This is a genomic window from bacterium, from assembly GCA_035945995.1.
Lineage (GTDB): Bacteria > Sysuimicrobiota > Sysuimicrobiia > Sysuimicrobiales > Segetimicrobiaceae > DASSJF01.
The window spans coordinates 25,635-47,493 of record DASYZR010000158.1 but is presented as its reverse complement, the minus strand read 5'-3'; the positions used below and the strand labels follow the sequence as shown (position 1 = coordinate 47,493).

The following is a 21,859-nucleotide window of genomic DNA, read 5'->3' as shown; positions in this document are numbered from 1 at the left end:
CCCAGCCGCGGGCGAGCGGCGCCGGGGCCATCGAGGCCGCCTGCGCCTGAGAAGCCGGGCCCGGTGCGGCCGGTCCACCGGCGAGCAGGCCGGCGACGGCGGCCGCCGCTAGCAGGCCGGCGATGCGGTCGCGTCGACGGTCCCCCGTTCGCTCGCTCACGGGCGTCCGCGACTTACCGTACACTGACCTCGCCACATGCGGCTCGACCCTGGGATGCGGAACATCGGTGTTACGGCGTCGCGGGACGCGCCGGTCCGTCGGGCGCGGACGCCGGCAACGCCGGCGTCATTGACGCGCCGTCCACGGCACGGCGGACCGCGGCGCGGAGGGCGTCCGGCTGCAGGCGGAGCTGCGCCGCCAGGTCGGCGACCGACAGCGATCCGCGCACGAACCGCACCGTGGTGTCGACGCTCGTGCCGAGCGCGTGCGAGATGGCGAGGGTGCGGGCGATCTCGGAGAAGGTCAGGCCCTGTCCGCGGAGCCGCCGCACGACCGCGGGATCGGCCGCCGCCCGCAAAGAGACGTCCGTGACCATGGCCTCCTCGCGGCCGGCGATCAATTGACCGGCCACGAGCATCAAGGTCTCCGACGGCGCGGTCCCCACCGCCGTAATCCGCAGGCCGCGCTGCTCCCAGATCAGCACGCGCAGGTATCCGAGATCGATGAACCGGCCGGGCTGCGACTGCACCCGGACCGGGACCCCCAGCGACGGCCAGCCGATCGAGCCCGCCGGCGCTTCAAAGAACGAGATGATGTTGCCGCCGTCGCTGTACCGGAGGTAGGCGGATACCAGGCTCCCGAACCGGCTCACCGCGCCGCCCCGGAACGTGTACCCCTCGGGCAACGCCGGCGGCACCAGCACGGGGAAGCCCACTTTCTGCTGCAACTCGGCCGGGCTCAACCCGCCGCCTTCCATCGTCTGGAACGCGACGACCCGCGCGCCGGCCGGCGGCCGGAACCGGAAGTACGCCTGCGGCAGGTTGAGGCTGAAGCTGATCCGCGAGAAGTACGTGCTGAGCACCAGGCCGCGCGAGGCGTCGCGATCCTCCTCGCGGAGCACGGTTCCCGTCAGCCGGTCGACCCACAACTGCCGCTGTACGCCCGTGCGGTGCGGCGTGAGGGAGAGGACGTAGGCCTGCCGGCCGATGACCTCGTCGGTCCCGAGCAGCACGATGTCGTAATTGCGCGTCAACAGGGTCAGGCTCGAGCCGGTCCCGCCATCCTGGATGCTACGATCCTCGAACACCATGTTGAGCGCGGGCTCGTAGTGATGCGCGATCTTGCCGTCGTCGACGATCAGGCGGCCCGCCACGTCCTCCGGCGACAGGTACTCCAGCCGCAGGAGATTCGGCCGCTTGTGCGATTCGGCGACCGTCACGGTCTCCATCTGGCCGTTGCGGAGGGCGGAGATGATCTTCGTGCCTTCATAATCGATGAGCTTCGGCGCGTCGAGCGCCATCGTGAGAATCGCGCGCGTGCTCGGCGTGGCCGCACCCGAGGCCGCCGGCGAGGGCGGGGCGGCGGGGAATGCGGGGGCGGTGCCGGCGATCAGCAGCACGACCGCCGCGGCGAGCGCTCTCGACGCCGGGCGCCTCATCGGACGTTGTCTCCCACCGGGCGCGGGGTTTCTCCGGCCAGCACCAGCTCGGCGTCCCCCGACACGAGCCCGATGTACGCGCGATCTACCAGCGGCGCCGTGCCCATCTGCATCGCGTGATCGTGCACGTAGAGGTCGACGCCGATCTCGGTCGCGTGCAGCCGGTCGACCGTGCCTTTCACGAGGGGCAGCGCTGCGAGCGCCAGCATGACGACGACCGCGGCGAGCGCCCAGGCCGGCCGGCGCAGCACGATCGGCCGCCACGCCCCCTGCCACGCCGCCCGCCACGCACCCCGCACCCCGCGCCAGACGGGGTCCAGGGCCGTCGCCGCCGCCCCCCGCATCATGGGACCGCGCACGGTCCGCCAGAACTCGGCCGGCGGTTCGGCCGGCGCCACCCCCGCGAGGAGGTCACGCGTCGTCCGCAGGGACTCGTGCGCCTCGCGGCAGACCGCGCAGTCCAGCAGATGCGCCTGCACCGCCTGGACCTCCGCTGCCGTCAACTCGCCGTCGAGGTACGCGGAGAGCAGGCGGCCGGCGCGATGGTGATTCACGGCTGCCACCCCCGGCGCCGCGCCTCGACGTACGGACGGAGGCGATGCTGCAACACCTGACGGGCGCGGTGGAGGCGCGACTTCACGGTGCCGAGCGGTACCCGCAAAATCGCCGCGATCTCTTCGTACGCGAAGCCTTCGATGTCGCTGAGGACCACCACCATGCGCAGGTCCGGGCTCAGCACGCCGAGCGCCTGCTGGATCGCGGCGTCGATGTGCTGGCGCTCGAAGACGGCCTCCGGGTTGGCCGCCGCGTCGGGAAACTCGCGGGTGATCTCGCCGCGCGGCGTGTCGATCGGCGCGTCGAGCGACTCGACGCGCGCCCGCGGCCGCCGGCGCAGCAGATCGATGTAGAGGTTGCTGACGATGCGGTACAGCCAGCTCTCGAGCGGCGCGCCCGGCTGGACTCGCCGGAGCGCCCGGTACACCCGGAGAAACGCCTCCTGCGAGAGGTCGCGTGCGTCGGCCTCGTTGCCCGTCATCCGGTACGCGATGTTGTAGACGTGCCGCGCGTACCGCTGGACGATGGTGTCGTACCGCGCCAGCTCCTCGGGCGTGTAGGCGGGCGCCCGCACGGCCTCAGGTGGCGCCATGACCGCCAGAGCAGCCGCTGTGTCGCTCATCTCCCGGTCTAACGCTGAGTGCGACCGGAAAGTTTCGCCTACCGCGCGACCACGTTGACGAGTTTCCCGGGAACGACAATGACATCCTGAACGGCTTTGCCGTCGGTGAATCTCCTCACCCGTTCGCTTTCCAAGGCGGCGTCGCGCAGCCGCGCCTCGTCGAGGCCGGCGGGGACGCTGATCCGGTCGCGGACCCGGCCGTTGACCTGCAGCACCACGGTGACGACGTCCTCGCGGACCGCGGCCTCCTCCCACGCCGGCCATGGCTGCCGGTGGACGCTGTAGGGCAGGCCGAGCCGCGCCCACAACTCCTCGGCGATGTGCGGCGTGAGCGGCGCAAGCATCAGGACGAGCGTCCGCAGCGCCTCCGTCCATTCCGCGACCGCCCCCGCGCCTTGCGCGGGGGGCGCCCGCAACTCGGCGAGCCGGTTGGTGAAGGTCATGAGGGCCGCGATCGCCGTGTTGAACCGGAAGGCTTCCAGGTCCTCCGTGACCCGTTTGAGCGTCTGGTGCGTCGCACGCCGTACCTCCCCCGCAAGGGGGGCTCCGTTGCCGGTCGCGTCGTCCTGCCTACTGCGTGAGCCAGTACGTCCCCCGGCGGCGGCCCCGGCCGAGGACCCGAGCACGAGGTGCCAGACGCGGTGCAGGAAGCGGTGGACGCCTTCGATGCCGCGGGGGTTCCACGGCCCGCCGCCGTCCCACGGGCCGATGAACATGAGGTACGCCCGCACCGTGTCGGCGCCCATCGTCCCCACGTAGTCGTCCGGGTTGACGACGTTGCCGCGCGACTTGCTCATCTTGTTGCCGTCCGGTCCGAGGATGATCCCCTGATTGAACAACCTCAGCATCGGCTCGTCAAACGCGACGAGGCTCAGGTCGCGCATGACTTTCGTGAAGAACCGCGTATACATGAGGTGCAGCACGGCATGCTCGATGCCGCCGGTGTACTGGTCCACCGGCAGCCACCGCCGGCCGGCCTCGGGATCGAACGGCCGGCCCGCATCGTGCGGACTCAGGAATCGATACTGGTACCACGACGAGTCCACAAACGTGTCCATCGTGTCGATCTCGCGCTCGGCCGGCCCCCCGCACCGCGGACACGTGGTCTTGCGGAACTTCTCGTGGTACTTGAGCGGCGATTCGCCGGTCGGGAGAAACTCCGCGTCCTCGGGCAGGCGCACCGGCAGATCCTCGTAGGGCACCGGCACCATCCCGCAGGCCGGACAGTAGATGATCGGGATGGGCGTGCCCCAGTAGCGCTGCCGGCTGATCAACCAGTCGCGGAGCCGGTACGTCACAGCCGCCCGGCCGCGGCCGGCTCGCTCGAGCGCCTCCGTCACCCGGCGGCGGCCCTGGTCGCTCGGCGTGCCGTCGAAGGGACCGGAGTTCACCATCGTGCCTTCGCCCGTGTAGGCCTCCGCGAGCGGCTTCCCGTCCCAGTCGGGCGGCGCGATGACGGTCGGGATCGGCAGCCCGTGCTTCTTCGCGAACTCCCAGTCGCGCGCGTCGTGGGCGGGAACCGCGTGGATCGCGCCGGTGCCGTACGAGAGCAACACGTAGTCCCCGATGTAGATCGGAATCCGCGCGTTCGTCAGCGGGTGCCGGGCGTAGGCGCCGATGAAGACCCCGGTCTTCTCGCGGTCCTCCGCGAGGCGCTCGATCTCGGACTGCCGCCGCGCGCGGTGGACATACGTTTGGACCTCGGTCCGATGCGCGGCCGTCGTCAGCTTCTCGACCAGCGGGTGCTCCGGGGCGAGCACGAGGAACGTCGCCCCGAACAGGGTGTCCGGCCGCGTCGAGAACACGGTGATCGGATCGCCCTGCTCGCTCGTGTACACGATCTCCGCGCCGTCGCTGCGGCCGATCCAGTTCCGCTGCAGCGTCTCGACGCGCTCCGGCCACTCCATCTTGCTGAAGTCCAGCAACTCCTCGGCGTACCGGGTGATCCGGAAGAACCACTGCTCGAGGTCCTTCTTGATCACGGGCGTGTCGCACCGCTCGCACCGCCGCTCCGGGCCCACGACCTGTTCCCGCGCGAGCGTCGTGTTGCAGTTCGGGCACCAGTCGACCGGCGCCATCGCCCGGTAGGCCAGCCCGGCTTCGAAAAACTTCAGGAAGAACCACTGGTTCCAGACGTAGTACTCGGGATCGCAGGTCACAATCTCCCGCGACCAGTCGAACATCGTGCCCATCGTGCGCAGTTGCCCGCGCATACGTTCGATGTTGGCCATCGTCCATTTGTAGGGGTGGATGCCGTGGCTGATCGCGGCGTTCTCCGCGGGCAGCCCGAAGGCGTCGAATCCGATCGGAAACAGGACGTTGTAGCCCCGCATCCGAAGGTACCGGGCCTTGGCGTCGGACGGGGTCATGGGGTACCAGTGTCCGATGTGCAGATCGCCGCTCGGGTACGGGTACATCGTCAGGAAATAGAATTTCGGCCGCGCGGGATCCTCACGGACGCGGTAGAGCGCGTCCGCCTCCCAGCGGGCCCGCCATTTCTGTTCGATGGCCGTCGGATCGTATGAATCGGTCATGATCAGGGGCCCCGGAGACCGGGGCTCACCGGTCATCTTACCTGAAAAGGTCCGGAAGAGGTAGGGGCCCCGGTGTCACATGAGCTGGCGCATGTCGTGGCCGAGGTAGCCGGTCAGCGCGACGGCCAGCGCCCCGATGATCGAGAGGACGGCGGCCCACGCCGGCACGTCGTTCCGGCGGCGCCAGCGCCACAGGAAAATGGCGAGAAACAGGGCCGTCGTGACGTACGCGGAGGAACTGTGCACCAGGTGGCGGTGCTCGATTCCGGTACCGACTCCCTGCGCCTCAAGATTCCACAGATCGATCCAGCCGACGGCGATGGCAACGAAGGCCGCGGCCACGCCGAGGCCGAGCAGCCAGTACGCCATCTCCCGGAACAGCGCCTCGCCGGGTCTCCGCAGACCCAGGACATCGAAGAACGCCGCGGTCAGCCACAAGGCGATCGGGAAATGAACGACGAGAGGGTGGATCAGCACGGGCGCCGATCCCCCTCTCGCGGCGGCCGCACCCTTAGGTCAATCGGACCCTACATCGCGCCGAGATCGTCGGACGCCTTCTGCAAATATTCCGCCACCACGGCCGCCCAGGGCTGCGCCTCGTTGACGTCGGTCATGTTCTGCGCCTGCATGGCGAGGGTCAGCGCGATGGTCGCGTCGTCAAGCGCGGCCCGAGCACCCGGGACCCCGGCCGCGGCGGCGGCCTTCAGATCGGGCAGAATCCCATGCCCCTGACCCTGACACGGATTCCCGGACGCCGCGAAGAAGTGCGGCCCGGAGGGCCCCTCGAGACAGTTGATCGTATGGTGCAGATGAAGCTGCGTCGCGGCGATGGCGCCCTTTTGCGCCAGTTCGCCGGCGTGGAAATGCGCGGTTTTGAGTTGCGTCTTGATCGATGCGGCGAGGTCCGACGCGGCCCCCGACGGCATCGCCGAAAGCGCGACAAGACAGACGACGAGTACCAACCCGACCCCCCAAACCCTCACACTCTCGCCCCCTTCAGTCCGTGCAGGGATTTGCCGGCCGCGGGCGCCGGCAGATTATTCCCCATCATCCGCAGCCATTGTAACAGACGTGTGGCACGGCGGGGCTCAGTCCCCCTCGAAGAGACGCTCCCCGCGATTGAGGCGCCGGGCGATGTCAAAGGTCTGGCCTTCGGCCCGCACCGTCGGGGCGTGGGCCGCAAGATACCGAACGGCCGCAATCAGGACAACGGCGCCGTCGGGCTTGGCACGCAGGCCGGCGTATTGACGGACGGCCGCTTCCACCATCTGGATGGTGTGGAAGTTGCGGTCTTCGCGCACGAGCAGGTGCCCGAGCGTCGCGAGCAGGCGTTCCACCGAGCCGCCGCGGGCCACGTGGGTGACAACGAGGCGCGCGCCGGCCGTCACCTGCTGTTGGCGGTCGAGCGCGGCGCCGAGCGCGGCGAGGAGGTCGGCGGGCGCCGCCGGATCCGGGTCCGGCAGCCGCGCCGGCGGGACGTTGAGAAACCGGTCGAGGTACACGCTCATCGCGGCATCGAAGATCCCACGCAGGAGCGGCACCGAACCGCTCCGGCGCAGCCCCTGCTCCACGGCGTTGGCAAACGTGAACGTGTGGAGTGCGGTGTCCCAGTCGCCGAACTCGTTGGACTGTGGAAACTGCGCGATGCGAAGCGCCGCCGCATACGCCACGGCGCCGGCGACGTCGAGGGGATCCGTCCCGTCGCGCAGCGCGTCGAGCAGCGCATCCGCGATCGCCTGCGGGTCGTCGGCGAGCAGCACGGGCCCCAGCCCGTCCTGCCCCCCGCCGGGGGCCGCGCCGAGACCGTCAGGGCCGCCTGCCCCGCGAGAGTCGGGGGCCGCGCGCCGCCCGCGACCCGCCTCGAGCGCCGCCGGGAGTCGGTCCGCGGCCGCTTCCACGATGGCGACCAGATCGATGGGATGGCGCCAGGCATTCGACTCTTCCATCCGATCGGCGGCCGCGTAGGCCGTCGCGAGGCTGGCGAGCGTCGCTTCGGCGTGGGCCCATCCGGCGAGATCGAGGGCTTCGAAGGCTTTGTTCGTAAAGTCGAGCACGTGCCCGATCTGGATGAAGCGGTGGTCCGTGGCGGCCGCGAACAGCATCCGCGCAAGGGCCGCCCCGTCCCCGCCGGCGCGCACCGCGGACACGATGCACCGCTCGGCGCCCTCGGCGTCGCGCACCTCCACGAACCGCCGGAACCAGCCGGTGAGCCGGTCGATGTCCGCGGAGCCGTCCGGGAGCGGGGCGATCGCAAACCGCGGCGCCGCTCCATCGGTATCCCGGGCGACCGCGCTCAGGCCGTGGTAGAGCGCCCATGGCCGGTCCGGGGCGTCGAGGTGCGGCAGGAGGTTCGCGTAGCACGTGAGGATGGTGAGGCCCTGCCCCCATCCCCCGGCGCGGTACCGGGTGCCGAAGTCGAGGCCGATCCGGACCGCCTGCCCCGCGCCAGACGGGGCGTCGGTCGCCGGATCCGCCCCGCGATCAGCGGGGCCTGGCCCGTGACGAACGGGGCCTGCCCCGCGATCAGCGGGGTCGCCGGCCAGGACGAGCGCGGCCTTCGCGATGACCAGCGGGATGTCACGCTCGAGGCCGTCGCGAAGACGCCGGCGGTGGTGGGCGCCCGGGTCCCCCCGCGGCGACAGATCGACGTAGACGTCCCCGCCGCGCACCTCGACCGGATATGCCCGCACGTCGTCGGCGAACTGATCGAACGTGCCGCCGCCGGCAAGATCGAACCGCGCGTGATGCCAGTGGCAGGTGAGAATGCCGTCCGCGACGGTACCGCGATCCAGCGGGAAGCCCATGTGAGGACAACGATTATCCACCGCGTACAGGCGGCCGTCCCACGCAAAGAGCGCGATCGTGTGTCCGTCGACGGACACCGCGAGGCGCCCGGCGGCCTGCACGTCGGCGGCCCGCGCCGCCCGCACCCATTGCCGCACCGGAGTCTCCATGCGCCCCTCCACGATGTGCCTCTTCTCGACCATCACACCACGGCGACGGGCACCGCGCACCGGCCCCTTGGACCACCATCCCCGGCCGTTAGGACAGGTTCCTACTCGCTGCCGGCCTCGGAGACGGACGCCAGCCCGCGCGTGGCCAGCGCAGCGAGGCCGAGCAGCGCGCCGGACGCCACAAACACCGGCCGGATGCCGGCGGCGGCCGCGAACACCCCGCCGGCGATCGGCCCCACCAGATTGCCGATCATGATCGAACTGCTGGTCAGGCCCATGATCCCGCCGAGGCGCTCCGGCGGCGTCCGGCGCGCCACGATCGCGTAGAGCGGCGGCATCAGGCCCCCGACCGCCAAGCCGAGCGCGACGCGCAGCACAAACAACGTCAGCGGACCCCGTGCCGCGGCCTGCGCGATGTAGGCGACGCAGGCGCCGGAGAAGACCAAGCCGAGGACCCGGCCTTCGCCGACGCGGTCCGAGACCCGGCCCCACATGGCGGCTCCCACCATCGAGGCGAAGCCCGTCGCGGAGAACAGCACGCCGGCCACCGTCGCGACCCGCCCCGCCGGCACCCCGAGGGTGCCGACAAAGATCGGAAAAATCGGTTCGATCGCCATGACCGCGAGGTTGCTGGTGCACAGGAGCAGCCCTACGGTCCGCAGCACCGGCGACCGGAGAAAGAAGGCCAGATTATCGCGTACACCCGGCCCGCGCGCGCTGGACTGCGGCGGCGCGGGCTCACGCGTCGCGACCAGCACGACGCCGGTCCCCATCCAGCACATCAGCCCGGTGACGACGAAGACCCACCGGAACCCGATCGCATCGGCCAGCGCGCCGCCGATCAGCGGACCGATGATGCCGCCCGCGGTCAGGGAGGACTGGAGCAGGCCCATCACCGTGCCCAGGCGATCGCGCGGAATCGAGGACGACACCAGCGCGTTCGTCGCGGCCACGAAGCCGCTCACGCCGCCCTGCACCATGCGCAGCGCGAGCAGTTGCCAGACCGCGCCGACGGCCGCGGCGAGCATGTTCGTGACGCCGATGCCGGTGAGCGCACGCAGCACCATGATCTTGCGCCCGTAACGGTCGCCGACCACGCCCCACAGGGGCGCGATCAGGGTTTGCGCAAGGAACGGCGCCGCGAACAGAATGCCGCTCCACCGCTCGACGTCTTCGGGCCGGCGCACCCCCAGCGTACCGATGTAGAGGGGCATGAACGGCACGATCAGCGTGAGGCCGACCATCGCCAGAAACTGGGCGGCCCACAACGAGTACAGGTTTTTCTGCCACTGTGCGATCGCGTCGTCCCCTGCCTACGGCGTCCACCGCCGCATCCCGCATTCTCCCGCCGGGCGTCGCGTGCGCGGGGGAGGTCTCTACGTCCGGCCGCCAGAATGTGTGCGGGCAACCCACCTCGCGCCGACGGAGGCACGAATGCCCCAGCCGCTCGGACCCGACGCGCTCGCTCGGCTCCGCACGTACACGACGCCGACGCTCGCCAACGCGATCGAAACGTTCAACGTCCGGCCGCGGACGGCCGGCTTCACGGCCGGACGGGTTCGCTGCATCTTTCCCGATCTCGGCCCCATGGTCGGCTACGCCGTGACCGCGACGTGCCGCGCGAGCCAGGCCCCGCCCGCCGACGCCACCGCCCGCCGCGCCGCGCTGTGGCGCGCGGTCGAAGCGACGCCGGCGCCGCGGATCGTGGTGATCCAGGACCTCGACGATCCACCGGGGATCGGCGCGTTCTGGGGCGAGGTGCAGAGCACGATTCATCACGCGCTCGGCTGCGTCGGCACCGTCACGAACGGCGGGGTGCGGGACCTCGACGAGGTCCGGGCCCTCGGTTTCCACTTTTTCGCCGGGAGCGTCGTGGTCTCCCACGCCTACGTCCACCTCGTCGACGTCGGCGGCCCGGTCGAGATCGACGGCCTGCCGGCGCGCCCCGGCGACCTGCTGCACGGCGACCGGCACGGCGTGCTGGCGATTCCCCACGTGGTCGCCGGCCGGCTCGACGACGCGGTCGAACGGGTGAATCAGTCCGAGCAGGAAGTCCTCGCCTACTGCCGGCGTCCCGACTTCACGCGCGAAGGCCTCGAGGCGATCTACCTCAGGCGGAGATAGGCGGCGGCGGCGCTGCCCAGGCCGGGCGAGCGGATGAGCGCCGCGTGCGCTTACCGGATCCTCGGCGAGGCGATGGACGACCGGACGACGGTGGTCGACGAGGCCGTGACGGCCGCGCGCATCGTCGACCGGTACCTGCCGTTGCGCACCGAACGGTCCTACCTGGGGATCGCCGCCGGCTCTCTGGGCCTCGGCCTCCCTGCCGCGCTCGGCGCGCAGATGGCCTGGCCCGATCGGCGGGTCATCTGTACCATCGGCGACGGGTCGTTGATGTACACGGTCCAGGCATTGTGGACCGCGGCGCGCTACCACATTCCGGTCACGGTCCTTGTGGTCGACAACCGGGCCTACGAGGTGCTCAAGTCCGGCATGGCCGCATATAAAGGAGGGACCGTGCCGCCGGACCGCCTGGTAGGGATGGACCTCGACGCCCCGCCGATCGACATTCCCGGCTTCGCCCGGAGCTTCGGGGTCGCCGCTCAAACCGTCGGCGGGGCCGTCCCCTAGTCTGTCAGACCGGGCCGTGATGTCATCCAGAACAACGGATTGACCCAGTGGCCATCGGCGTAGAGTCCCCAATGCAGGCCGGGGCCCGTCACCAAACCGGTGGCCCCGATGCGGGCAATCAGGTCACCCTGTGCCACGCGCTGGCCGGCCTGCACGGTGAACGCGGATAGATGCAGGTATTCGGTCAGGACGCCCTGGCCGTGGTCGAGCACGACGGTGTTGCCGCCGAGGGGAAGGGCCCGCGCGAGCACGACGATCCCGGCGTTGGGTGCGGTGACCGGCGCGCCGGCCGGCACGTCGAAATCCACGCCCTGGTGCCACCACTCGCGGACCCCGTTGTAGAAACCCTGGTAGCCGTACGGCGAATCCATCGGTCCTTCGACGGGCGCCACGAACGGCCCGCGCCACAGCGCCTCCGGCGTGCGCCGGCCGAGTACCGAGTCAAGCGCGTCCCGCTCGATCGCGAGGTTCTTCGGGGTGATGAGGCCCATCGTCCCCGGCGACAGCGTCAGGTGCCGCTCGGCAAATTGTTTCCGCGCGACCCGCACCGTTTGGAGCAGCGACACGGCGGCTCTGTTGGGCGGGATGATCTTGGCGGTGACGACGTAGGACGCCGGCGGGGTGTCCGGGTCCGTGCCGCGCAGCGCCCGCCACGTCCCCTCCCCCACCACAAACACCGGCAAGGATGCCCCGCCGAACCGCACCGTGATCTTCGAGCCGGGAGCCGCGTGGACCACGATCGCGAGTGTGTCTCCCTGCACGGGAGCGGCCGGGGTGACCGTCAGCGTGCCCGCCGCGGCGCCCGGCGCCGCGGCGGGCAGGATCACCGCCGCCACCAGCGGCAGGAGCGCGGCGGTCAGGGCCCATCGCGCGACGCGCCGCGGGAGCGGCGGATGCGAGCGGCGGCCGGGCGTCATCTCCCGCATCTCCGCGCCGGCCGGGCAGCGTGCAGGACTGTGTCGCACTTGCGAACTCCTTCCCGTTCGGGTTCTTCCCAGATTGCCGGCTAGGCCGCCTCGGGGCTCAACCGGTCGCGCAACCAGTCCCCGACGAGGTTGAACCCCATGACCGTCAGCATGATCGCGAGCCCGGGAAACGTCGAGTCCCACCACGCCGTTTGAATGTAATTGCGGCTGTCGGCCAGCATCCCGCCCCAGGACGGAATCGACGGGTCGACGCCGAGCCCGAGGAACGTAAGGGCCGCTTCGAGCAGGATGTTGTTGGCGACGCTCAGCGTGGCCAGGACGGACACCGCGCCGAGCGCATTCGGCAGCACGTGTTTCCAGATGATGCGCCGGTCGGCCAGGCCGATCGCACGCGCGGCGTGAATGTAGTCAGTTTCCCGCACCGCCAGCGTCTCGCTTCGCACCAGCCGCGCGTACAACGCCCACTGCGTGACCGCCAGCACCAGCACGATGCGGCTCAGGCCCGGTCCCAGCACCGCGATCACGACGATGGCGAACAGGATGAACGGAAAGCTCAGCTGAAGGTCGGCCGTCCGCATCACGAGCTCGCTCCACCACCCGCCGTAGTAGCCGGCGAGGAGCCCGAGACAGGTTCCCGCGAGGCCGCTCGCGGCGACGCTCAGGACGCCGACTTCGAGCGAGATCCGCGATCCATAGATGATGCGGCTCAGCAGGTCCCGCCCGATCGCGTCGGTCCCCAGTAGATACGGGGTTCCCGGGCGGAGCCACGCCGGCGGCAGGAGACGCGCGCCGAGATCCGCGGCCTCGGGCGCGTGCGGCGCGAGGACCGGTGCGCCGATCGCGGCGAGCGCGGAAAGGACAACCAGGCCGAGACCGACGAGGAGCGTGAGCCGCAGCCCGATCGGCGGACGGCGGACGGGCGTCACGATCCGAGGCGCACCCGCGGATTCAGCAGACCGTAGCTGAGATCCACGAGGAGGTTGATCAGGACGACCACCAGGGCGAGCACGACCACCACGCCCTGCACCACGGGATAGTCGCGGTAGGTGACGGCCTGAAGGGCCAGCCGGCCCAGGCCGGGCCACGCGAAGACGTTCTCGAGGACGACGACCCCGCCGAGCAGGGCGCCGAACTGCAGGCCGACGAACGTCACGACCGGCAAGAGCGCGTTCCGTAGGCCGTGACGCACGACGACGCGGGTCTCACGCAGGCCCTTCGCGCGGGCGGTGCGGATGTACGGCTGCCCGAGCGTGTCGAGCAGCGACGCCCGGACGAGCCGCACGAGCGTACTGGCGAGGATAATGCCGAGCGTCGTGCACGGCAGTACGAGCGATCCGGGCCCGCTGTAGCCGGACGGCGGCAGCCACCGCAGGCGCACGGCGACGATCAAAATGAGCATGATGCCGAGCCAGAAGTTCGGAAAGGACAGGCCGAGCAGACTTCCGACCCGGATCAGGAAATCCGCCAGCGCATTGCGATGCATCGCCGCGTAGGCGCCGAGCGGGAACGCCGCCGCGAGCCCGACCACCATCCCGCCGACGGCCAGGGCGAGCGTCGCGCCTGCCCGCTCCCGGATCAGGCCGCCGACGGGTTCGCCGCTTCGAAACGACGTCCCGAGATTGCCGCGGAGCGCCTCGCCTAGAAACGTCGTGTACTGCGCGAGGAACGGGCGGTCGGTGCCGAGCGCCCGGTGGATCCGCGTGATGTCCTCGGCGCTCGGCGCCGAGCCTTCGAACAAGACGACCGCGGGATCGCCGCTCAACCGGATACCGAACGCGACAAAGAGCGTGATCGCCGCCAGGACGGCGAGCGCGCCTCCCGCCCTCGCGGCGAGGAACTGGATCACTGGCCGAATTTAGGCCGGAGAACCCAGGGCCCGATCGCCGAGGCTACTTCACGGAGACCGCGGCGAGCCGCATCCGGTCGTCGGGCGGTGCCACGAACCCCTGGACCCGCTTGTTCGCGCCCCACAGATTCACGCTCTGCCACAGCGGGAAGTCGATCGCAAGGTCGTAGAGGCGCCGGTCCAGACTCAAGAACGCCTTCAACCGGACCTTCCGGTCGTTGGTGGTGCGCTCGGCCTGGAGGTACTTCTCGACGTCGGCGTCGGTGAACACCGGGTTCCAGTACTGGCCCTTGTGGTAGAGGAGATAGGCCGTGTTGTCGAAGTCGAGCGTCCACCCGCCCCAGCCGAACTCGTAGATCTGGCCGGTCTTGGCGTGCGGGATCACGTCGCTAAAGTATGTCACCTGCTCGACCGGTACGAGGGTCAGCTTGAGGCCGACCGCCGCGAGATAACTCACCATCGCCTGGCCCGCCTCGCGGAAGTCGGCGTTGTTGCTCGGGAAGCTCAGCGACACGTCGGCGCCGGGCTTGACCCCGGCTTCGGCCAGCAGCTGCTTCGCGTGGGCCGGATCGTACGGGTAGGGCTTGAGCGACGCGTCGTCGCCGAACGAGAGCGGGCTCTGGAACGTGGACACCCGATGCCCGTATCCCTGCAGAATCGTGTCGATGATCTTCTGAACGTCGATGGCCGCGACCACGGCCTTGCGAAACCGCGCGTCGCCGGCGGGCGCCTTCGAGGGATCGAAGCGGATCTCGACGACCGTCGGACTCCCGACCGGGAGCAGCACGAGGTTCGGGTCGCCTTTGACGACGCTCGACTGGCTCACCGGGACCCCCGACGCGATGTCGGCGCGCCCGGCCTGCAGCTCGGCGACCCGCGTCGCGGCTTCGGGCACGAACCGGTAGGTCAGCGCCGACACGCGCGGCGCGCCGTTCCAGTACGCGCTGTTGGCGGCCAGCGTGAGATGATCGTCCTTGCGGTACTCGACGAACTTGAACGGGCCGGTGCCGACCGGGTTCGCGCCGAAATACGCGCCGCCGTGTTCTTGAACGTACTTGGGCGGCACGACCATCGCGCCGTACCCGGCCAGCTTCGTGATGATGACGGGGTCCTTGACCTTCATCACCATTTTCACCGTGGCGGGATCGACCACCTGAACGTGGTCGATCGACGTGTAGTTGCCCTGCTGCGGGCCCTTGGCGCCTTCCGGCCCGAGCAGCCGGTCGAATGTGAACTTCACGGCCGCGGCGTTGAACGGCTCGCCGTCGTGGAACGTCACGCCCTGACGGAGCTTGAAGATCCAGGTGAGCCCGTCGTCCGGTGTGGACCAGCTCGTGGCCAGACCGGGGCGCAGGCGAAGGTCCGATCCGCGATCGACCAGCCCGTCGAAGATCTGGCAGCCCACCGCCCCCCACGACAGCAGAAACGTCGCGATCGGGTCCCAGTTCTGCGGGTCCTGACCCTGGACGATCACGAGCGACCGTCCGCGGCTCTGGGCGGGCGACTGCGCGTTGACCGCGCCGCCGGTCCCGATCGTCATGGCTGCGCACAGAGCGAGCACGAGCACCGCACGCCTGTTCATCCCCCGGGCCTCCGTGTGATGGTGTCGGGACGCTTTGTGTGTCTCCGTCCCGCCGCGTCTGTTTGCTTCGGGGCGACGGCCTCCCTGCATCGGGCCGGCGGCATGTCCTCCCCGGCGCCGGAAATGTGCATGACATGGGCATTCGGCGAACAGTGTCTCGGCCGCAAACGGGAGGGCGACCGTGAATGACGTCTTGGGCATCTTCGGCTCTGTCGTCTTGATCGTGGGAATTGTGGTTTCGGGGGCCGGAATCTACCGTTTGTGGGGAGGCATGGTCCGGCATGCGTCGCGCTCGCGGCGCGACCAGGATGCAACCGCATCGGCGCCGCCGGTGACCGCGGCTCCCCCGCGTCAGTCGGGGCCTGGGGCGCCGGCCGACGCGAAACCCGCCGCGCAGGTTGCCGGCGGCCGACGCGATGAGGAGTCCCTGATCGCCCGCACCCTGCTGACCGCGCAGAAGAGCGCGGAGGACGTCGTCCGGACCGCACGGGCGGAAGCTGAGACGATCGTCGCCCGGGCGGAAACGGCGGCCGGCGATATCGTCGAGACCGGCCGGAGGGACGCGTCGGAGATCGTCCGGAAGGCCCGGCAGGACGCGGACGAGATCGTGGGGGCCGCGAGGCATCGAACCGCGGCCTGGTTGGCCCGCCTGCGGGCCGAAGCGGATCGGCTGGTCGGTGAAACGCACCACACGTTCCAGCAGGCCCAACGGTCCGTGGAGCAGGACGTTGCCGCGGTGGCCTCGCGACTGGAGCTCAGTGTCGTGGACCTGGAGGCGGCGTTCCTGGACGGCGCGGACGGAGATCCGCTAACATTCACGGCCGGCGGAGAGGCGACGCCACCCGCCCGGGTTCGGGACATCTCAGGATCGTCGCTGGTGGCCCCAGGGGAATTCGAATCCCCGTTTCGGCCTTGAGAGGGCCGCGTCCTAGGCCTCTAGACGATGGGGCCGTCCGGCAGGACTCGAGTATATCAGCCGCACGATCCCGCGGCAACCGAACGTCGAGGCGGCCGAGGCGGCGAGGGAAGCGGCAGTAGCTCGGCGAGCCGCGCGGCATTCTGGACCGCGTAGGCCTGCTGGTCGTTGTTGAAGTAGACGTATGCCGTCCGCGCACCCTCGCTGATCTCGCGAAGCCGCTCCGCCCACCGCCGCAGACCGTCGTCGGTGTACCGTCCCTCGTCGCGGTGCCACGATTCGTGCCGGAACTCCATCGCGTAACGCCGTCCGGCCGGCAGGACCGCGAGAAACGCGACGAGGCGTTCGGCGTCGAACTGCATCGTCGGCGGCAACTGGAACAAAATCGGGCCGAGCGTGGCCGCCAGCGGCGCGGCGCGGGCGAGGAGCAGCCGCACCGGGGGGCGCGCCGAGCGCAACCGTTTGATGTGTGTGATGAACCGGCTGGCCTTGACCGCGAAGGTGAACGACCTCGGGACGGCCCGGCGCCAGGCGGCGAATTCGGTCGTTGTGGGTAACTTATAGAACGTATAATTCACTTCCACCGTGCGAAAGTGCCGGGCGTAGTGGCTCAGCCAGGCGTGCTGCGGTAGCGTTGCGGGATAGAATCGTCGCAGCCAGTGCGGGTAGTTCCACCCGGAGGTCCCGATAAGGAACCGCGTCGCCGCCTCACCGCCGGCCTCGCGCCGGCGGTCACCGCTCCCCACGTGCCGATCGTTCCCCGGACGGCACGCGGTACGCGGACCGCGCCGGGCACGGCGGCCGTAACCTGTGAGGCATGACAACCATGAAGAATATGAAGGTCATGTCCGAAATATTTCGCGCCGCCGCAGGGTACCCTACCCCGGTGCGCGAATTACCGTCGAGCCATTCCGGACACTATCATTAGTGAACATACACTTCAACCCGCGGCTACTCGGCCGAATCGCAGCCTTCGTCCTGATCGCGCTGCTCGTGGTCCCATGGGCGCCGCGGACCCGCAGCACCAAGGAAGCGGGGGCGCCCCCCGTTCAACCGGCCGCCATTCCGCGCGGGGACGCTCGGTTTCTCGTCGTCGGACTGACGCAGGACCGCCACCGCACCGACACCATCGAGGTCATCCATTGGGACGACGCGCACCACCGCGTCCGCATCCTCGGCGTCCCGCGCGACATCAACATCTCCCTGCCGGGGATCAGCAATACCAAGCTCGTCCATGCGTACTCCACCGGGGGCGTCGGCCGCGCCCGGGCCGCGGTCGTCAAGCTCCTCAACGTTCCGGTCGCGCACTACGTCGTCTTCAGCCTGCCGGCCATGCGCCACATCGTGGACCTGCTCGGCGGCGTCCCGCTCGACGTCGAGAAGCGCATGGTGTATACGGACCGGCAGCAGGGACTCTTCATCAACCTCTATCCCGGGCCGCAGCTCCTCGACGGCGCGCACGCCGAACAGTACCTCCGGTTCCGGAACGATCCCGAGGGGGACATCGGCCGGATCCGGCGCCAGCAGCGCTTTCTTCGGGCGGCGGTGGAGCAGACGCACAAGCCGTCGGTCGTGATCCGGATGCCGGAGATCATCCAGACCGCGCGCGGCGACGTGGAAACCGATCTCACCACCTCGCAGATCCTGGGATGGCTCCAGCGTGTTCAGCCGCTGACCCCGGACGAAATCAGCGCCGAGTCGATCGACGGCCATCCGGCGGTCCTGTACGATTCGCTGGCGCGGTCCCGGCTCGACTTCTGGGTGCCGAACAACGAGGATCTACGGGCGAAAGTGCGGTGGCTGCTGACGGGCGTTCTTCCGGACCCGAAACCGTAGCCAAGGCCGGACAATCCCGGCCCCCAACACCGCGTCGGTGCCGCACCGAGAGAGGAGGGCGCCAACCGGCCGCCCTTCCCTACTGTTTGACAGCCCCGAAAGTCAGGCCCGAGACTATGTGCCGCTGCACGACGAGGGTGAGAATGATCACCGGCACCGTGATCATCGTCGCCGCGGCGGCGAGCGGGCCCCAACTGATCTCCTCGTAGTTGATCATGTTGAACACCGCGATCGGCAGCGTCCGGGTGTGCCGGCCTGCGAGGATCACCGAGAACAAAAAGTTGTTCCACGAGAAGATGAAGCTCAGGATGGCCGCGGCCACGATCCCCGGCCCCACCAGCGGGAGGGCAATCCGCCGGAACGCCCCGTAGTACGAACACCCGTCGATCAAGGCGGCCTCACTCAGATCGCGGGGCACGTCCTCGAAGAAGCCGACCATCACCCAGATGATGAGCGGGAGCCCGACCACGAGGTGGGTGAGGATGAGCGCCTGATAGGTATCCACCATGTGGAACCGTCGGAACAGCACGTACCAAGGGATCAGGTAACTGATGCCGGGGATGATCCGGGCGACCAGCACGGTGAGGGCGAGCCCCTGTTGCCGCCACCGGGCGATGCTGAACGCCGCGGGCAACCCTACGGCCAAGCCGACGAGCGTGCTGCCGGCGGCCACCACGAAGCTGTTCCAGACGTATTGGGGAAACGGATTCTTCTGGAACACCTCGGCGTAGTTCGTGAGCGTCACGGCGAACCGGAAGAAGTGCGGCGGATAGCCCGCCGCCTCCACCTGAGTCTTCAGCGACAGCGTCACCATCCAGTAGAACACGAAGACCGTCGGCAGCATGACGACGCACACGACGGCATAGTAGCCGGCCGTCCTGACCGCGCCGAGCGCGCGGGACCGCTGTGCGGGCCGGATCGTCCGGGAAGGGGGGGTGGCCGCTACCATTCCGTTCGCCGCACCTTCATCAAGATGAGCGATGCCCCCATGACGATCGCGAACAGCGCCACGGCCATCGACGAAGCGTAGCCGATGTTGAAGTATGCGAACGCCTGGTTGAAGAGGAGCAGGTTGATCGTCTCCGAGGCGTTCGATGGGCCCCCCTGCGTCATCACGAAGATGATGTCGAACGTCTTGATTGCGTCGATGGCGCGAAAGAGCACCGCGACGATGATGATGGGGCGCAGCAGCGGCAGCGTGATGTGCCACAGGATCCTGAGCGCGGTGGCCCCGTCGATCACCGCCGATTCGTACGGCTCTTTCGGCAGAGCCGCGAGGCCTGCGAGCGCGATGAGCATCACGAGCGGCGTCCACTCCCACACGTCGACAAGCGCGAGGGCGTAGAGCGCCGTGTGGCTACTGTAGGTCCATTTGAGCGGTCCGAGGCCAGCGTGGGCCGCCAGGTAGTTCATCACGCCAAGCGTGGGATGGTACATCATGACGAAGATGAGGGCGATCGCGGTGGGCGTCGCCACCATCGGAAGGATGGAGAGCGTCCGGACGAGTCCGCGGCCCCAGAATTCCCGGTTGAACAGCAGCGCCATCGCGACGCCGAGCGTCGTCTCCGCCGCCACCACCAGCGCGGCGAAGTACAGCGTCCGGTAGAACGCCTCGTGGAATCTCACGTCGGCGATGAGCAGGCGCCCGTAGTTCGCCAGCGCGACGAACCTCGGCGGCGTCAGGCTGGAGGCGTACCATTCGTGCAGGCTCATCCATCCCGTGTACAGCACCGGATAGACGATGATGAGCGCCACCACCGCCACCGCCGGCGCAGGGAAAATAAACCGGGCGTGGCGGTGGGCGAACCGTGCGCAGCGCTCGCCAAATCCCAAACGAACCGGGACGGCGGGCGAACGGACAACACGGGTGCCGGCCATTGTCAGAGCCTGACCCGCCGCCGGAAGGACCCGCGGCCGGACAGACGGGTCAGGCTCTTCCCATGAGACTCACTTATCGCTCGGTTTCGGCCAGCATCTGCTGAAACTGCTTGTGCGCCTCGGCAATAACGTCCGCCGACTTGGCTCCTTCGATGGCCTTCTGGATCGCGACGCCGATGATGTCCCGGTATTGTGTCACATCGACGATTTCTGGGAGTCCGGCGCGGCTGAACTTCAGACTCTCCTGGTAGGCCTGGTACCAGCTGAGCGGCATCTTTGGTTTCACCTTGATCTCGGGCAGTCCCCAGGTCGAGGCGCGGGCGACCCCGACGCCGCCTAGCAGTTCGCGGCTGCAGCTGCGCTTGCTGGTGGCCCATTCGCAGAAGAGGTACGCCGCTTCTTTGTGTTTGCTCTGGCCGCTGACGGCCATCGCGTTGGTGAACGTCGGTGCGAAGCGTCCCGCGGGCCCCGCCGGCAGCGGCGCGTACCCGACCTTGCCCACGACCTTCGACTTGGCCGGATCCTCGAACTGGTTCGCGAAATTCACCCCGTCGACATACATGGCGACCTGCCCCTGGATGAACGCCGCGCTGCACTCATACCAGTTGAAGTTGACGACGCCGGGCGGCGCGTATCTCCGGAGCATGCCCGCATACCAGTCCATGCTCTTGATCCACTCAGGCGTGTTCATCGCCGATTTCCGGTCCGGCGTGAGATACTTGCCCCCCATCGCGTACAGCACGAACGCCCATGGCGTGGCGTTTGCGTTTTTCAGCCCCCGCATCACGAAGGCGTACATGTTCGGCGGGTTGTGGAGCGCTTTGGCGCGGGCCTCCACCTCGTCCAGGGTCTTCGGCGGTCCCCAGCCTTTCTGGTCGAAGAGGTCTTTCCGGTAGAAGAAGACAAACGGATCGGGGAAGGTCGGCAGGGCGCTGAGCGTCTTGTCCGGCTGCGTGACGGCCTCGACCGCTCCCTTGATCACGTCGTTCCAGGCGTAGTCTTCCGCGGTGAGGCTCTTGTCGGTGAGGTAGCCGTTGACCGGCTGGAACCATCCCGCTTTCCAGAACCGGCGTTTCTCCACGTGCATGCTCGCATGCCAGGCGTCGATATCGCCGGCGCCGGCCGTCATCTGTACGACGAGCTTCTCGCGGCCCTGAACCTCGGGGATGACCTCCGCCTGCAGCTTCATGCCTGTGAGCGACTCGAACTCGGGGAAGTACTTCTGGATCTCGTCCACCCACGGGTGCTTGTAGAAGAGGAGCGACAGCGTGGTGCCCTTGTACCTCTGCCAGTTCACGGTCTCGGCTCGCGCCGGGGTGGGCGCGAGGGGCGCCATCGCCAATGCGGCGGCCGCGCCGGCCCCGAGTCGTAACGCGTCGCGCCGGGTCATCGTGCCCGGCAAGATGCTTCGGTGCCGTTCCGATGCCATGTGTTCCACCCCCCTAGGCCTGCCGACAGGATACCTACGGGCGCGGATGCATGCGCCGTCCGGGCGGCATTTCACCCCTGCGCGCGGAAGCCCTGCCGCGGGACGGTGGACCCGTCGTCACGATTGTGGTCTCGCCGACCAGATCCAGGCTGCCAGCACGATGTCGATGATGACCGGAATGAGAACATTCCTAGCGGTGAACATGTGTGCCAGCCATCCCCACAGCAGGAACACGATCGCGATGACGAGGGCAATAAACACAGACATCGCGAGGGCCCCATATTTCTCTGGCTCGCCGGCGATCCCCCATAGAACCACCCCGAATCCCAGGAAAGTGGCCGACAGAACTAAGAGGACTCCCGCATCCCTGACATCGTAGCCGAATACGGCGCGCACAAGCCCCGGCGTCAGCGTGGAAAGACCAATCAGCAGTACGTAGATCGCACTCACCAGCAAAGGCGTCCGAAGCTTCTCCACTTGTCATCCCCCCAGTCATCGAGTGGACCGGCAACATGCTCCCTGACAGCACGCGCGCTTAGCCAACGCCGAGCG

The 21,859-nt window shown here is 69.0% G+C and carries 20 protein-coding genes and 1 tRNA gene; 3 read left to right on the top strand and 18 right to left on the bottom strand.

The window, feature by feature from the left end; genetic code table 11:
* Positions 1-230 precede the first annotated feature (230 nt).
* The 8 genes from VGZ23_18830 to VGZ23_18795 all read right to left on the bottom strand — a co-directional run bounded on the left by VGZ23_18830 (position 231) and on the right by VGZ23_18795 (position 9,531).
* The gene (locus VGZ23_18830; GenBank protein HEV2359649.1) at positions 231-1,598 is read right to left on the bottom strand and encodes a sigma-E factor regulatory protein RseB domain-containing protein; all 1,368 of its coding nucleotides are present in this window, start codon (positions 1,596-1,598) and stop codon (positions 231-233) included.
* On the bottom strand, positions 1,595-2,152 hold the full coding sequence (locus VGZ23_18825) for a zf-HC2 domain-containing protein (GenBank protein ID HEV2359648.1): 558 nt from the start codon (positions 2,150-2,152) through the stop codon (positions 1,595-1,597). The genes VGZ23_18830 and VGZ23_18825 overlap by 4 nt, the downstream gene beginning before the upstream one ends.
* Positions 2,149-2,745, bottom strand: a complete 597-nt coding sequence (locus tag VGZ23_18820) for a sigma-70 family RNA polymerase sigma factor (protein ID HEV2359647.1) — start codon at positions 2,743-2,745, stop codon at positions 2,149-2,151. The genes VGZ23_18825 and VGZ23_18820 overlap by 4 nt, the downstream gene beginning before the upstream one ends.
* Positions 2,746-2,813: 68 nt before the next feature.
* Positions 2,814-5,309, bottom strand: a complete 2,496-nt coding sequence (leuS, locus tag VGZ23_18815) for a leucine--tRNA ligase (protein ID HEV2359646.1) — start codon at positions 5,307-5,309, stop codon at positions 2,814-2,816.
* Between the two features lie 75 nt (positions 5,310-5,384).
* Complete coding sequence (locus tag VGZ23_18810; GenBank protein ID HEV2359645.1) at positions 5,385-5,786, bottom strand: DUF2231 domain-containing protein; 402 nt, start codon at positions 5,784-5,786, stop codon at positions 5,385-5,387.
* Between the two features lie 50 nt (positions 5,787-5,836).
* Positions 5,837-6,292 carry a hypothetical protein gene (locus VGZ23_18805; GenBank protein HEV2359644.1) on the bottom strand — a complete coding sequence of 152 codons (456 nt, stop codon included), beginning with the start codon at positions 6,290-6,292 and terminating at the stop codon, positions 5,837-5,839.
* 105 nt (positions 6,293-6,397) lie between these two features.
* A complete protein-coding gene (locus tag VGZ23_18800) occupies positions 6,398-8,263 on the bottom strand; it encodes a Rieske (2Fe-2S) protein (protein ID HEV2359643.1) in 1,866 nt (621 codons plus the stop codon).
* Between the two features lie 101 nt (positions 8,264-8,364).
* Positions 8,365-9,531 carry an MFS transporter gene (locus VGZ23_18795; protein ID HEV2359642.1) on the bottom strand — a complete coding sequence of 389 codons (1,167 nt, stop codon included), beginning with the start codon at positions 9,529-9,531 and terminating at the stop codon, positions 8,365-8,367.
* Positions 9,532-9,697: 166 nt separating this feature from the next.
* Between VGZ23_18795 and VGZ23_18790 the strand changes: the two genes are divergently transcribed.
* Together VGZ23_18790 and VGZ23_18785 are read left to right on the top strand one after the other, a co-directional pair.
* A complete protein-coding gene (locus VGZ23_18790; GenBank protein ID HEV2359641.1) occupies positions 9,698-10,387 on the top strand; it encodes an RraA family protein in 690 nt (229 codons plus the stop codon).
* Between the two features lie 33 nt (positions 10,388-10,420).
* Positions 10,421-10,894, top strand: coding sequence for a thiamine pyrophosphate-dependent enzyme (locus VGZ23_18785; GenBank protein HEV2359640.1), 474 nt, complete (start codon positions 10,421-10,423; stop codon positions 10,892-10,894).
* Here VGZ23_18785 and VGZ23_18780 read toward each other — a convergent pair.
* From VGZ23_18780 to VGZ23_18755, 6 genes are all read right to left on the bottom strand, one after another.
* Positions 10,891-11,811, bottom strand: coding sequence for a M23 family metallopeptidase (locus tag VGZ23_18780; protein ID HEV2359639.1), 921 nt, complete (start codon positions 11,809-11,811; stop codon positions 10,891-10,893). The genes VGZ23_18785 and VGZ23_18780 overlap by 4 nt on opposite strands.
* A gap of 89 nt (positions 11,812-11,900) precedes the next feature.
* Positions 11,901-12,746 (bottom strand): ABC transporter permease, encoded by an 846-nt coding sequence (locus VGZ23_18775; protein ID HEV2359638.1) that lies wholly within the window; start codon positions 12,744-12,746, stop codon positions 11,901-11,903.
* Complete coding sequence (locus tag VGZ23_18770; GenBank protein ID HEV2359637.1) at positions 12,743-13,666, bottom strand: ABC transporter permease; 924 nt, start codon at positions 13,664-13,666, stop codon at positions 12,743-12,745. Before VGZ23_18770 ends, VGZ23_18775 begins: the two co-directional genes overlap by 4 nt.
* 43 nt (positions 13,667-13,709) lie before the next feature.
* On the bottom strand, positions 13,710-15,248 hold the full coding sequence (locus tag VGZ23_18765) for an ABC transporter substrate-binding protein (GenBank protein HEV2359636.1): 1,539 nt from the start codon (positions 15,246-15,248) through the stop codon (positions 13,710-13,712).
* 875 nt (positions 15,249-16,123) lie between these two features.
* Positions 16,124-16,199 (bottom strand) — tRNA-Glu (locus VGZ23_18760).
* A 21-nt stretch (positions 16,200-16,220) separates the two neighbouring features.
* Entirely contained in the window at positions 16,221-16,910 is a 690-nt protein-coding gene (locus VGZ23_18755) for a DUF72 domain-containing protein (protein ID HEV2359635.1), read from the bottom strand.
* Positions 16,911-17,091: 181 nt separating this feature from the next.
* Between VGZ23_18755 and VGZ23_18750 the strand changes: the two genes are divergently transcribed.
* The gene (locus VGZ23_18750) at positions 17,092-18,000 is read left to right on the top strand and encodes an LCP family protein (protein ID HEV2359634.1); all 909 of its coding nucleotides are present in this window, start codon (positions 17,092-17,094) and stop codon (positions 17,998-18,000) included.
* Positions 18,001-18,079: 79 nt separating this feature from the next.
* Here VGZ23_18750 and VGZ23_18745 read toward each other — a convergent pair whose 3' ends face one another.
* The 4 genes from VGZ23_18745 to VGZ23_18730 all read right to left on the bottom strand — a co-directional run bounded on the left by VGZ23_18745 (position 18,080) and on the right by VGZ23_18730 (position 21,784).
* Positions 18,080-18,949, bottom strand: coding sequence for a carbohydrate ABC transporter permease (locus VGZ23_18745; GenBank protein HEV2359633.1), 870 nt, complete (start codon positions 18,947-18,949; stop codon positions 18,080-18,082).
* Entirely contained in the window at positions 18,943-19,758 is an 816-nt protein-coding gene (locus VGZ23_18740) for a sugar ABC transporter permease (protein HEV2359632.1), read from the bottom strand. The genes VGZ23_18745 and VGZ23_18740 overlap by 7 nt, the downstream gene beginning before the upstream one ends.
* 193 nt (positions 19,759-19,951) lie before the next feature.
* On the bottom strand, positions 19,952-21,307 hold the full coding sequence (locus tag VGZ23_18735) for a sugar ABC transporter substrate-binding protein (GenBank protein HEV2359631.1): 1,356 nt from the start codon (positions 21,305-21,307) through the stop codon (positions 19,952-19,954).
* 117 nt (positions 21,308-21,424) lie between these two features.
* Complete coding sequence (locus VGZ23_18730; GenBank protein ID HEV2359630.1) at positions 21,425-21,784, bottom strand: hypothetical protein; 360 nt, start codon at positions 21,782-21,784, stop codon at positions 21,425-21,427.
* Positions 21,785-21,859 lie beyond the last annotated feature (75 nt).